The organism is Sorangium sp. So ce295, from assembly GCF_051527405.1.
Classification (GTDB): domain Bacteria; phylum Myxococcota_A; class Polyangia; order Polyangiales; family Polyangiaceae; genus Sorangium; species Sorangium cellulosum_B.
The window spans coordinates 13370401-13383844 of record NZ_CP150324.1 but is presented as its reverse complement, the minus strand read 5'-3'; the positions used below and the strand labels follow the sequence as shown (position 1 = coordinate 13383844).

Annotated in this window: 8 protein-coding genes; 4 read left to right on the top strand and 4 right to left on the bottom strand. The window is 71.2% G+C overall.

The features are described from left to right. Positions 1-59: 59 nt before the first annotated feature. Entirely contained in the window at positions 60-3632 is a 3573-nt protein-coding gene (locus WMF11_RS50595) for a PHP domain-containing protein (RefSeq protein ID WP_437975876.1), read from the bottom strand. Between the two features lie 9 nt (positions 3633-3641). Further along, positions 3642-4658, bottom strand: coding sequence for a porin (locus tag WMF11_RS50590; RefSeq protein WP_437975875.1), 1017 nt, complete (start codon positions 4656-4658; stop codon positions 3642-3644). 915 nt (positions 4659-5573) lie between these two features. Here WMF11_RS50590 and WMF11_RS50585 point away from each other — a divergent pair. Further along, positions 5574-6029 carry a hypothetical protein gene (locus WMF11_RS50585; protein WP_437975874.1) on the top strand — a complete coding sequence of 152 codons (456 nt, stop codon included), beginning with the start codon at positions 5574-5576 and terminating at the stop codon, positions 6027-6029. 265 nt (positions 6030-6294) lie between these two features. Here the strand turns inward: WMF11_RS50585 and fumC are convergent, their stop codons facing one another. Continuing rightward, the gene (gene fumC, locus WMF11_RS50580) at positions 6295-7692 is read right to left on the bottom strand and encodes a class II fumarate hydratase (RefSeq protein ID WP_437975873.1); all 1398 of its coding nucleotides are present in this window, start codon (positions 7690-7692) and stop codon (positions 6295-6297) included. Positions 7693-7881: 189 nt separating this feature from the next. Here fumC and WMF11_RS50575 point away from each other — a divergent pair, with 189 nt between their 5' ends. After that, positions 7882-8874, top strand: a complete 993-nt coding sequence (locus tag WMF11_RS50575; RefSeq protein WP_437906216.1) for a fatty acid desaturase family protein — start codon at positions 7882-7884, stop codon at positions 8872-8874. Between the two features lie 13 nt (positions 8875-8887). On the opposite strand, the gene WMF11_RS50570 is transcribed toward WMF11_RS50575, so the two are convergent. Next, positions 8888-9748: a hypothetical protein gene (locus tag WMF11_RS50570; RefSeq protein WP_437975872.1), complete on the bottom strand. Its 861-nt coding sequence runs from the start codon at positions 9746-9748 to the stop codon at positions 8888-8890. Positions 9749-9998: 250 nt separating this feature from the next. On the opposite strand from WMF11_RS50570, the gene WMF11_RS50565 reads away from it, so the two are divergent. Together WMF11_RS50565 and WMF11_RS50560 are read left to right on the top strand one after the other, a co-directional pair. Then, complete coding sequence (locus WMF11_RS50565; RefSeq protein WP_437975871.1) at positions 9999-10178, top strand: hypothetical protein; 180 nt, start codon at positions 9999-10001, stop codon at positions 10176-10178. Beyond that, the gene (locus WMF11_RS50560; protein ID WP_437975870.1) at positions 10175-13444 is read left to right on the top strand and encodes an RHS repeat-associated core domain-containing protein; all 3270 of its coding nucleotides are present in this window, start codon (positions 10175-10177) and stop codon (positions 13442-13444) included. Before WMF11_RS50565 ends, WMF11_RS50560 begins: the two co-directional genes overlap by 4 nt.

The following is a 13444-nucleotide window of genomic DNA, read 5'->3' as shown; positions in this document are numbered from 1 at the left end:
CGCGTCGCCCCCGGCCGTCGGTGAGGTCTGCGCGGGCCGCGCGCGCCACCTTTCGGGCGCTACGGCGACGCCTGCTTGTCCTCGCAGCGGCTCAGCACGAAGATCCCGCAGACGTGGTCGTTCACCAGGCACTGCTGCCCTTCCGGGCACTGCGACGGATCGAGCACCGCCGGGTCGCACGGCCTCGCGCAGAACGGGGGCGGGCCGCGCGGGGCGTCGTAGACGCCGTTGCCGTCGCGATCGAGGAAGATGGGGTTCGTGACCGCGTAGGGCGCCACCGGGTACCAGTCGGGGACCGGGGGCGACGCCGTGAAGAACCGGGAGAGCGCCTCGACCTGCGTGAACGCGAGGCTCGCGACCCGCGGCAGCTGGAGCTCGCCGAACGACACCGGCAGCGCGACCGGCGTGAGGAGGTTCTCGTCGCGCAGGCCCATCGCCACGACCACGACCCAGCCGTCCGACGGCGGCGCCGGCAACACGAGCCGCTCGTCGACGTCCACGATCGCCGACGGCCCCGAAGGCGGCTCGAGCACCCGGACCAGGCGGCCGCTCACGTAGACCTCGACGCGATCCACGCCGAACCAGCTCGCCGTCTCGATCCGCAGGTCGAGCGGCACCGTGTCGCCCTCGACCCGCGCCACGCCGCCGAACGTCGCGCCACCGACGCTCGCGCGGACGAACGGCCCGTAGGTCGCGAACGCGCTTCCCGCGCGGAGCGCCCCGGTCGCCTCCTCGAGATCGAGCGCCGCCGGCTGGTCGGTCCGCGAGCGGAAATAGGTGCGCGGGAAGCCCGGCTCCAGCGTGGCGCCGTGGCTGTCGCTGCTCCCCACCTGCGTCGGCGAGAAGCCGTGGTCGAGGTAGCGGAACAGGTCGTCGACCTGGCCCGCGTGGAAGGTGCACGGCCGATCCGCGTCCTCCGGCGGGACCACGCCGCCCTCGCCTCCCAGGCACAGCGCTTCCCCGTCGGCCGCGGTCCTGTCGAAGTCCCAGACGGCGTCCTGCTCCTCGGGCGTCCTCGTCAGGATCCGCTTGGTCACGCTCCAGGCGAGCGCCGAGCGGGCGCGCTGCTGGCAGGCCGCGTACCGCTCGCCAGGCTTGCACGCCGGGAGGCCGCCCGGGAGCTCGGCGCACGCCGCGCGGAGCGACGCCTCGTCCGTCGCGGCGTCGATCCGGGAAAGGCACCGGTTGAAATCGACGACCTCCTGCACGGTGGGGGTCCGGAGCAGATCGAGCCGCTTTCCGTTGAAGACCTCCATCGCGTCGAAATCGCAGCTGCCCGCCTGGAACAGCGGGTTGCTCGCCTCGAGCGTCGGGATCGACCGGCGCAGCGTGAAGGGGTCGACGCCGAGCTGGTCGATGTACCCGATGAACCCGTCGCGCGGGTGAGCGACGATCACGAGCGCGTCCTCGCCCTCCGCCGCCGTGCCGCGCACCCCGTCGATGACGTCCCCGCCCGCGCGGCAGACCCAGTCGAAGACGCCGTGATCCGGCACGTCGAGCTCGTCGTAGCGGAGCGGGAAGCCGATGAAATGCCCGAGCTCGAGCGTCGAGACCTCGGCGCCCACCGCCGTCTTCAGGTGCGGCTCGAGCCCCAGCTGCCTCACCGCGGGCTCGAGATCCGTGTGCACGTCGTGGTCGGTGGCCACCGCGACGTCGAGCCCCTCGACGACCGCCGAGGTCACCCGCTCCTCGAGCGGCAGGCCGCTGTCGAAGCTCGGGCGCTGGTGCAGGTGCATGTCGATCGACATCCAGCCCGTCGAGTCGACCTCGCGCGGCACGACCGCCTCGATCCGCCGGACCTCCCCGGCGCGCACCTCGAGGTCGGGGACCTCGAACCGGCCGAACTCGGGCCCGCGCGTGGCGAGGACGCGGTAGCGCCCGGGCTCGATCTCGACAGCGCCCTCGCCCGTCGCCGATCGCTCGATCTGCCGGACGCCGCTGCCGAGGCGGCCGTGGCCGAGGTAGACCCGCCTCGTGCCGTCGCCCTCGAGCGGCCGCCCCGCGGCGTCGAGCGCGACGAACGTCAGCTTGGCGGGCGCGAGCCGGCCCCCCTCGTCGACCACCCGGTACGCGAGCCGCGCGGGGCTCGGCAGCTCCGCCGCCACGGAGACCGTGGCCCCGGCGCCGAGCGCCACGCGGATCGGCGCCGACACGGCGGTGCCCTCGGGGTTCTCGGCGACGAGCAGGTAGCCGCCGGGCGCGAGCCGCGCGTGGAAGTCGCCGTCCTCCACCGGATCGAGCCCGAGGTCGGCGTCGATGGAGCTGAGCAGCCCCACGTCCCCCGAGCGCGCGAGGTTCGCCTCGACGAGATCGTCGACGCTCGCGAAGGCGGCGCCCGGGTCGGGGTCCCGGAAGACGTGGACGCGCGCGTTCGGCACGGGCGCGCCCGTCGACCGCCACCGCACGGCGCCCTCGAGCGCGCCGGTCGGCGTGCCTCGGGCGCCGTACACCACCTCGGCGACGCTCGCGATGTCGCCCTCGCCCACGGCGAAGTAGCGCTCGTAGGTGAACGACCGCTTCCTGTCGCACGCCTCGTCGTCGGAGTCCGCGGCGAGGCAGCTCCGGCCGGCGCTCAGGAAGGCCGTCGCCGCGCTCGTGAAGACGGGGACGTTGACCGTGGAGGGCGGGCCGCCCTCCGGCGCCTTCGTGAAATAGCCGTAGCTGACGTCGCCGCCCGCCGCGGCGACGAAGTCGAAGCTGAGCGGCTGCTGGAACGTGTCCCGGCCGGAGAAGAGGGCGTCGAACACCGCCTTCTCCTCGTCGAAGCCCATGCCGGGGCCGAAGATGTCGTTCTGGTTGCCGAAGAAGACGAAATCGCCGGCGACGATCCCGCCCTTGCGCTCGGGATCTCCGTTCCGCTCGTCGCCAAGGATGCCCCTGAAGATGTCCGAGGGGCCCGCGTAGTTGTCGAGCGAGAGCGGCTCCCCGCAGGCGCACGCAGGGCAGCCGTCGTCGCCCGCGGCGAGGCCGTCCTCGCACTCGAGCGCGCACGAGGCGACGCTCGGGCACCCGAGCACCTCGTCCGGCAGGAGGAGCGTCGTGCGGATCGTGACGAACCGCTCGCCCGGGCGCAGGACGTAGTCGGTGCGGAAGCGCATCGCCGGCTTGAGGCCGTCGAACAGGAGACCGAGCAAGTCCTCCTGGGTCTTCAGCACGCCGAGCGCGTGGAAGAGGAAGCCGCCGTCGCCCTCGACCCGGACGATCGCCTCCTGCCCGTCGGAGCCGTCGTTGACGACGAAGACCTCGGTGGCGCCCGGATCGGGCACGAGCAGGTTGGCGACCGGGAACGACTCGGCGAAGCGGTCGCGGCCCGACGCGCTCGCGAAGCGCGGGTCGGGGCGGCGCAGGTCCGCGTCGACCAGCGAGCCGCCGTAGACGCCCGGCCCCGGCGAGTGGCGGGGGCCGAGGATCGCGACCCGGATCTCGTCGTTTTCCAGCAGGAAATCGCCGACATCGGCCATCGCCACCGGGCCGCCGACCAGCTCGAACCGGTTCTCGATCGGCTTGGCGCGCAGGAGGTTCGGCTCGTCGCAACCGACCAGGCCAGCCAGGCCGACGAGACCGAGGAGACCCAGGAGGCCGAGGGCGCCGCGCGGCGCGGGCAGGGCGAGGGCGGAGCGGCGTCTTCGCATGGCGGGCCGCTAGAGGTTGAGCTGCAGCTGCAGCGCCACGGCGTCGTTGTCGAGCGCGACGCCGTGGCGCTCCTGCCGGTGGGTGAAGTCGGCCTGCGCCTTGAGCGTGTTGTCGATGAAGTGGTAACTCGCGCCGGCGGTGAGGGCCCAGCTGTCCGTCTCGTCCGAGAGGTCGAGGTTGGGATCGAGCCACTCGAACCGCGCGCTCACCCCGAGCTTGATGCGCCTCACGAAATACCCCACCTCGCCGACGAGCCCTACCGACGTGACCGGGGCGAGCTGGCCGAGCGGCTGCGTGGGGGTGCTCTCGGGGTCGCTCTGGTTCCAGAGGAGCTCGGCGAGCGCGTGCGCGCCCGCGGCCTGGACCAGGACGTCGGCGCCGATGCCGTGGATGTCGCGCGTCCCGCCGTCGCTGAAGAAGTAGCTCGCGCCTGCGCCGACGCGGAGGCGCGAGACGGCGAGGTCCTGCACCGAGCGAGGGAGGGGGCCGAGCGGCTCGGTGGCGAGCCGCGCGACGTAGGCGATGTGGTCGAAGCGGTTGCCGAAGCTCGCGGCGTTCTCGACATAGCCGGCGAAGAACTGATCCGAGCGCTGGAAGCCGTTGAACATGCCGGCGAAGTAGCTGAACGCCCGGCCCCGGAAATGCCCCTCGACGTGGAGGCCGACCTGGCGTGAGGGCGCCATGGCGCGCACGGCGAGGGGCCGCTCGATGAGCGCGCCCTCGCCGGCGCCGGCCATCGCGGAGCGGCTGAACGGCACGTCGTGCGCGCCGAAGTAGAGGTTCGCGAACGGGAAGTGGGCGTAGCCGATCCACGCCTCGGAGAGCCGCGCCGAGCCGTCCGCGCCCCCGGCGAGCTCGCCCGAGACCGCGAACGGCACGTACCCGGCGAGCCTCCCCGCGAAGCCGACGCGGGCGCGCCGCAGGCGGAACCCCTGCCCCTCGGCGACGTCGCCCGCCTGCAGGAAGGCGTCCTCGCCCACGTAGGGGACGGCCTGCGCCTGCACGAGCACGAGGGGAGAGAGCACGAGGCGGCCGATCGCGAGCTGGAACGGCGGTCCACCCGGGGAGGGCGCAGCGGCCGCCCCGGCAGGTGACGGTGCGGCCGCGGCGGGCGGCGCAGCGCTGGACGGCGCGGCGCCTGCCGGCGACGTGCTGGCGGCGGCGGCTCCGGGTGCGGCGACAGCGGACGGCGCAACGGTGGCAGGCGGTGCGTCCGGTGTGGCCGCGGGGGTGCCGGGTGTGGCCCCGGCAGGGGGCGTGGCCGGCTCGCCGCTGGGCGGCGCAGCTCCGGAGGGCGGCGTGGCCGGCGCGCCGCCGGGGGGAACCGCGCCGGGCGGCGGCGCGACCGGAATGGCCGGCGCCGCGGGCGGGGGAACCGGGAGCGCGTCGGCGGCCGGAGGCTGGGTTGGCAGCCGCTGGGCGGGTTGCGCGCTGGCCTGCGGACACCAGAGCGCCGCCGCTGCCAGGAGGATAAGGGCGAGCGCAGCGCCGTCCGGCGCCGTGCTGCCCCCGCGGCGCCGCGGCCGGGCACATCGAGGATCCGCACCGCGACGAGTCCATGCGCAAGGTGTCATTGGCGTCCGTGCTGGCCGGCGGGCGAGAGGAATCGCAACGAACTCGGCAACATCGCCGCTGGCAGGCGCCTTCGTCTATCCCACGTGTCGACAGGGTGTCAACGCGCCGCCTCGCCCCCGCGCGCACCAGGCGAGTTGCCCTTTCCGGGCACCTGCGATGGGCGTACACTGAGTGCTCCCGAACCCCGCGGCGCTCGACGTCGATCGCCGCCCGTTCCCGGAGGCGGGCTCGCCCCGCCGCCGCGCGGAAGGCCGGAATGACCGGCGCTCCGCGCGGTCGACCTCTCGCTGGATGTCCGTCAGCCGCGCGAAGGCGCGCAAAGGAGGTGGTGAATGAGGGTGTGCAGGAGAGCGCACGGAGCTGCCGTGGCGCTGCTCGCGACGCTGGTTGCGCCTGGCCTGGCGCAGGCGCAGGAGGTCGGGCCGCCGCCCCGGTCGCCCGCAGAGCGGACTGCGACGGTGCTGTCCGACGCACAGTTCAAGGCGCGGTTGGAGGCGCTCGCAGCGGAGCTTCCGTCCGCGCAGATGGGACGTAACTGGAAGCGTGTGGTCGACGAGGCGCTACAGCGGGTGACCGACCTGCCGCAGGCGAGCGCGCCGGCGCTTCCGTCCTCGGACATTCTTGCGGATCCGGAGGCGCTGGTGGGGCTCGACGGCCCGACTCAGGAGCTTCCGGAGGCGGGCGTGGCATTCGAGCTGGGGCGCTATGAGGTCACGCTTGCGCCGGTGGTGCTGCCCGTGTCGCCGGTGGTCTGGAACCTGCCTGGCGATCAGGGGATCGTTCCCGGAGCACGGGTGCGGCTGCCGTGGGCCGTTCCTTAGTCCAGCCTCCGGATTGAAAGAGAACTCGCGATGGAGGCTCTCGAGAGCTGGTCGAGTACTCTGGCCGAAGGTGGCTCTTTTGAACCAGGACGCCAGAAGACGCCAATTTTTTGTATTTCTCTTGGCGTCTTCTGGCGCCTCTTGGCGTCTTTTGGCGTCCTGGCGGCTCCATCATTCCGGCAGGGTGGGGTAAGTACCCCACCACCCTCTCCGAGCGCCCGGCAACTCGGCACGACCTCCTCTCCTTCGCGTCCCCACCGCAGCCTCACGCGTCCCCGGAAGGCCCGATCATCCTCTCCGGTCGAACGATCTCGTCGAACTTCCCCCCATCGAGGATCCCGAGCGCGAGCGCCGCCTCGCGGAGGGTCGTCCCTTCCGCGTGCGCCTTCTTGGCGATCTTCGCTGCGTTGTCGTAGCCCACGTGCGGGTTCAGCGCGGTCACCAGCATCAGGCTGTCGCGCAGGTTCCGCTCGATGCGCTCGCGGTTCGGCTCGATGCCCCGCGCGCAGTGCTCCTCGAACGACGCGCAGCCGTCGGCCAGCAGCCGGATCGACTGCAGCACGTTGTGCACGATGAGCGGCTTGTACACGTTGAGCTCGAAGTTGCCGCTCGCCCCGCCGATGCCGACCGCGACGTCGTTGCCGAGCACCTGCGCGCACAGCATCGTCATCGCCTCGGCCTGGGTGGGGTTCACCTTCCCCGGCATGATCGAGCTGCCCGGCTCGTTCTCCGGGATCGTGATCTCGCCTATCCCGCAGCGCGGCCCGCTCGCGAGCCAGCGGACGTCGTTCGCTATCTTGGTCAGGCTGCAGGCGAGCACCTTCAGCGCGCCGTGCGCCGCGACGAGGGCGTCGTGCGACGCGAGCGCCTGGAACTTGTTCGGCGCGGTGACGAAGGGCGCCCCCGTGAGCTCGGCGATCCTGGCGGCGACCTTCACCGGAAACTCCGGGTGCGCGTTGAGCCCCGTCCCGACGGCCGTGCCCCCGAGCGCCAGCTCGTGGAGCGGGGGGAGCGCGCGCTCCACCGCGGCGATGCCGGCGTCGAGCTGCGCCACGTAGCCGGAGAACTCCTGCCCGAGCGTGAGCGGCGTCGCGTCCTGCAGGTGCGTGCGGCCGATCTTGACGATGTCCGCGAACGCCGCGCTCTTCTGCGCCAGGGTCTCGCGCAGCCGGCGGACCTCCGGGAGCAGGCGGCGCTCGATCTGGAGCGCGGCGACGACGTGCATGGCCGTCGGGAACACGTCGTTCGAGCTCTGCGACCTGTTCACGTCGTCGTTCGGGTGGACCGGCGATTTCGAGCCCATCACGCCGCCGCTCATCTCGATCGCGCGGTTCCCGATGACCTCGTTCACGTTCATGTTGGTCTGGGTGCCGCTGCCCGTCTGCCAGACGACGAGCGGAAAGTGGTCGTCGAGCTTGCCGTCGATGACCTCGTCGGCCGCCGCGACGATGAGCGCGCACCTGTCCGCCGGCAGGAGCCCCAGATCGCGGTTCACGAGCGCCGCCGCCTTCTTCACGGTGGCGAGCGCGGCGATCATCTCCCGCGGGAAGCGCTCGCCCCCGATCCGGAAGTTCTCGAGGGAACGCTGCGTCTGCGCCCCCCAGTAGCGGTCGTCCTGCACCGCGATCGGCCCGAAGCTGTCCTTCTCGATGCGCGTCCCCATGGCCGCGTCTTAGCGGCGGCGAACGCGCCCCTCAAGCGGCGCGAAGCCCTGTCGCCAGCCCCTGCGCAGGCGCGTAGGCGCATTCGCGCCGCGGGGGCAAAAAGCGGGCGTGCTCTTGTTTTCCCGCCTGTTTTTTGCGAAGTTCCGGGCCGCGCACGCGCGAGAAACACGGAGATCAGCATGGCCGGCATGGACACAGTACCGCGGGAGCTGCTGCAGGCTGCCTACAGGCGCAACCCGATTCACCTGCTCAAGATCCCGCTTCATTTCGGCATCTGGGCCGCGGTCACGTGGGTGCTGTACGCGACGCAGCACCACCCGCTCGCCATCCCGATCGGGGTCGCCTGCTCGTGGTTGATCGCCAACCTCGTCCGCGGCCTCGGGGCCGTGGCGCACGACGCCGTCCACGGCAGCTGCTCGCGCTCGAAGCTCACCTCGTACGTCATCGCCCTGCTCTGCTGGGCGCCGACCGGCATGAGCGTGACGCTGTACACGAACTACCACCTTCATCATCACAAGATCGCGAACACGTACCCTGACGTCGACAACTTCGTCGTCACGGATTACACGCGGAACCCCGTCCTGGCGAGGCTCCTGCTCCTCGCCGTCTACACGTTCGCCTATCCGCTCTACTTCCTGGGCTGCATGTCGCGGTACGTGAAGCGGCTCTCACCGATCCAGCACGTCAGGATGCTCCTGGAGCTCGTCGCCTTCTATGGCCTCATGGCCTTCTTCTTCTGGGTCATGCCGCTCCAGGTGTTCTTCTTCTTCTACATCCTGCCGTTCGTCTTCGGCGCCATCCTCGCCAGCGTGACCTCGATGATCGAGCACTACGAGATGCTCCCGGGGGAGGACGCCTACAGCTCTCGCACCTACGGGACGAGCGCGCACGTCACGAACTTCCTCTGGAACAACGTCACGTACCACAACGAGCACCACAAGTTCCCGGGCATCCCGTTCTACAACCTGCGCAGCTTCCACGAGGCGGCGTATCCCTACTACGATGACCGGGTGAAGTCCGCCTGCCACCCGTCGATCGTCGGCCTCGCCTTCTCGCTGTACGGCCGCATCCTGAAGCTCGATATCGCGAAGCTTGACGAGCGGTACCGCGGACTCAACAAGGACGACGAGCGGCGGAAGATGATGGCGCTGAACGGCATCCAGCCCGGCGCGACCGCCTGAGCCGGACGAAGGCTCAATTCGCGGCGAAGCAGTAGATACGGCCCGCGCCGCCCACGGCCATGAGCTGCTGCTGGCTGCAACCCGCGGGGGCGTGCACGGAGTTCCACGAGTTGTAGGGGGCCTGGCCGTTCATGTTCGGACCGAGGCCGTCGGAGTGCCCAACCTGCGGCCCGGGCGTGGCGGTGGACGACGTCCAATCATTGCACGTGGCGGCCAGGGCCGTGCCGTCCGCCGCCGAGCCCGTGAGGATGTCGTGCTCGTTCGGCGTGGGAGAGCCCTGCCACTGGCCGTTGATGCGGTTGCCCTTGTGATCGACGAAGAGCTCCGGGTTGCCCCCGGGCAGCGCGTGCAGCGCCTCGACAGTCGCGGCCACCGTGACGCCCTTGGCGTTGACCCAGGGCCCCTTGCCGATGCGATCGCGGGCATCCTCCGTGCTCGTGCTCAGGTACGCGCGCCACGTGCGGCCGCCGGCGCCCACCTCGGCCGCCAGCGCCTGGCAGGTCGCGTCCGCGCCGGCGATCCCCCCGAGATCGCCGCCGCTGTCGCTCGGGGTGGACACGAAGAAGCCCAGCGATGAGGTGCCCGGGTCCCCGCCGGCCCCGGTAGCGGGCCCGCCTGCTGTCCCCGCGCCGCCCTCGCCCGCGCCGCCCTCGCCTGCGCCGCCCGATCCGCCCGTCCCAGCAGCGCCGCCCCCTCCGACGCCCGTGCTCCCTGACCCGCCGTTGCCCCCGGTACCGCTGCCCGAGGCGCTGCTGGTCGAAGCGCTGCTGCTGCTGGCCTGGTCATTACTCGTACCGCTAGAATCGGATTCATCCGAGCAGGCCGTAGAGGTGACGAGGAATGCTGCGGAAAGGACGAAGTAGATCTTGTGCACGGCAGAGCTCCTGAGTGGGCGAATGGCGCGCACGATACCGACAGCTCACCCCTTGCCGCAACCTCGAGCGCGAAAATGCGCGAGACGCGCAGGAATGCGCGAACATGCCAGCGGGATTGAGATAGGCCGAACGAGGAGGCAGCGCGATGGGCCTCGCGGCTGACCGGTCGGGTCAACGTGCTCTCCTGCGCTTCCGTGGAGGGGACGTTGCGCATTTCCGGTGCTGTTGCCCCCTGTTACGCTCGCTCCCATGGCGCGCACAGCCCCCGTCCCGAATATCCCCGCGATCCCCGGTATGAACCCCGGCGTCTTCATCATGGGCGGCGGCGGCGGCAGCGGCGGCAGCGGCGGCAAGGGCGGCAAGGGGAGCGGCAAGGACCAGGGCGCCGACGGCTCCAACGGGGGCAACGGCGCCAACGGAGATGGGTGACCCTCCGGAGCTATACCTACGACGAGCGCGGCGACCTCGTCGCCGATACGGACGCTGAGGGCTGCGTCAGCCGCTACACCTACGACGATCACCGGCTGACGTCGCGCACGGATCCCGAGGACCTCACCTTCCATTTCCGGTACGACGAGCGTGGTCGCTGCGTCGAGACCTGGGGCGATCACCCCGATCCGGGGCGCCTCGGCCTCGCGGAGGGCGTCCCAGATACGCTCGCCGATGGCACGAAGGCCCGGGGGATCTACCACTGCAAGCTCGTCTATGGCGACGACGGATACTCGGAGGTGGCGGACTCGATCACCGTGCACCGCTACTTCGCCAACGAGTTCGGCAAGCTCGACAAGGCCGTATCCGGCGGGGCCGTCTACTGCCGCACCTACGATGAGAACGGCAATCTCCGCTCGTTCACCGACCCGCTCGGAGCCACCACGACCTGGGTCCGCGACGCCCGCGGCCGCACGCTCCGCGTGAGCGATCCGCTGGGCCGCACCACCGTCATCGAGCGCGAGCCGGACGGGCACATCCGTCGCGTCACCGACCCGGCTGGCGGCGTCACGGAGGTGACGCGCACCGCGGGCGCCCTGTACTGGACCGATCCGATCGGCGCGACCTTCGAGGTCCGCATCGAGGCGCGGGGGCTCATCACGGAGACGGTCGCACCGAACGGCGCGCGCACGCGCTTCGCCCACGACGCGCAGGGCAACGTGATCCAGAAGATCGACGGGACAGGCGCCGTCACCGAGCACGTCTACGATTACTGGGGACGTTGCCTCTCGGTGCGCGACGCGCTCGGGAACATTACGTCGTACGCCTACAACGACCGGGGCGATCGCATCGCCGTGCGCCACCCGGATGGGGGCGTGACCCGCTATGCCCACGATCGCAACGGAGACGTCGTGCGCATCGATCACCCGGACGGCGCCTCGACGCGCTTCGATCGCGGAGGTCTCCACAAGGTCTGCGCGATCCGGCGCCCGAACGGCGAGGTGAACCGGCTCGGCTACGATCGCGAGGGTCGCCTCGTGCGGGCCGAGAATGCGCGGGGGGACGTGTACCTCATGCGCTACGACACAGCGGGCCGCATGGTGTACGAGCGGACGTTCGCCGGGCTGGAGAAGCACTATCGGCACGACATGGCCGGGCAGCTCCTCCACGAGAAGACCGGCGCGGGCGAGATGACCGAGTTCGCCTACGACGCGGCCGGACAGCTCGTCCAGCGCACCCTGCCGGACGGCGCCACGGAGTCGTTCGAATACGACCATTGCGGGCAGCTGATCGCCGCCGTCACGCCTGCCGGGGAGCTCACGTTCACGCGCAACGCCGTGGGCTGGGTCGTGGAGGAGCGGCAGATCGCGTCGGGGGACGCGTTCTTCGTGCGGCGGACGTACGATCTCATGGGCAACGTCGTGCAGCGGACGACGTCGCTGGGCCACTCGGCCGCCTTCGCGCGGGACGCCTGCGGCCGGGCCACGCAGGTGGTGCTGGACGGGCGCACCGCGGTCGGGGTCGCGCACGACGCGCTCGGGCGCGAGATCGCCCGCGCGCTGCCGGACGGAGGGCGCATCCAGGTCGTCTACGACGCGCTCGGCCGCATGGCTCAGCGCTGTGTAGGCCACCCCGGGCAAGCCAGCGCGGGCGCCGGCCGGCCCGAGTGGGTCGGCCCTCGCCCGCCGGGGACGACGGTGTACCAGGCGTTCCGCTATGGGCCGTGCTCGGAGCTCGTCGAGTCGTGGGACGACACGCTCGGCCGGAGGCTGTTCGAGCACGACCCCGCGGGACAGCTCCTGGGGATCCGCGACGAGCGGGGCCGGGGGCAACGCTTCGCGTACGACGCCGCGGGCAACCTCCACGAGCCGGACGGCGAGCAGCGCGCTTACGGCGCCGGGAACCGCCTGGTGCAGAAGGGCGGCACCACGTATGCGTGGGACGAGTCGGGCAGGCTCACGAGCGCGCGCGACGCGGAGGGGCGGCTGACGCGGTACAGGTGGAACGCCCTCGGGCTGCTCGCAGCGGTCGAGAGGCCCGACGGAAAGGTGATCGAGCTCAGCTACGATCCGTTCGCGCGGCGCATCGGGAAGCGCACGTTCGAGCGAGCGCCCGACGGGAAGCGGCGCGAGCTGTCGAGCGCGCGCTTCGTGTGGGACGGCGGCGTGCTGGTCCACGAGATCAAGCGCGTGGCGCAGGCGGCGGGGGATCCCGTGGTGGAGGAGCGCACGTACTGCTTCGAGGAGGCCCGGTACGCCCCCTGGGCCCACCGCGACACGCGCATGGCGGGCGGCCGCCGCGAGGAGAGCCCGTGGTTCCATTACCTCAACGACGACGTGGGCGCGCCCGAGCGCCTGGTCGGCCCGGCGGGCGAGGTGGTGTGCGAGCTCGACCGATCCGCGTTCGGCGCGAAGGTGAAAGAGGGCGGACGGACCACCACGCCGCTCCGCTTCCCGGGCCAGTACGAGGACGAGGAGACGGGGCTCGTCTACAACCGCTACCGCTACTTCGATCCGGCGATGGGGCGGTACCTGAGCGCGGACCCGGCGGGGCTCGACGGCGGCTTCAACGGCTTCGACTACGCAGGCAACGCGCCGACGCGGTTCGTCGATCCGAGCGGGCTGATGCCGTTCTCGACCGTACGGAACGCGGCCGGGAAGAACCCGGAGGGCAAGGATTTTACCGATCCGAAGAACCGCCGCGGGGTGCCGGGCGATATCGAGGGCAAGAGCCAGCGAGAGCGCGGCGGGCCGAACGCAGAGGCTCAGCGCAACAGGTACAAGGACCCGGCGATCACCGAGGCCGTCAAGAACGCGCAGAGGGCGCGCGACTCGAAGACGACCCCGACGGGAGACACAACGTGTGCAGAGGTGGACGCGCTGCACAAGATGGCGAGCCAGATCCGCGCCGAAGGAAACGCCCAGCGAACCGCGAAGGGGAAACCTGAGATGACGAATGAGGAGGTGCGCGCCGAGCTTCAGAAGCGCTTCAGGAACGGCGCGACGATCGAGACCACGAACGAGGATGGCGAGGGCATGGCGCCTTGCCCCATGTGCGCGCAGATCTTCCGAGAGCTCGGCCTCCATCCGGCCAACATCGGAGAGGACGCGAAGGGCGGCGTGATCGGCCCGAATCAAAAGAAAGAGACCAAGGTGAACAAGATGGGTCGGTGGGACGGTACTTTCACGCAGAGCAGCCAGGATACAAACTCTCGACGAGAGAACATCCGGACGGTGCGCTCCACGACCCCCCCGTTCACCACCTAA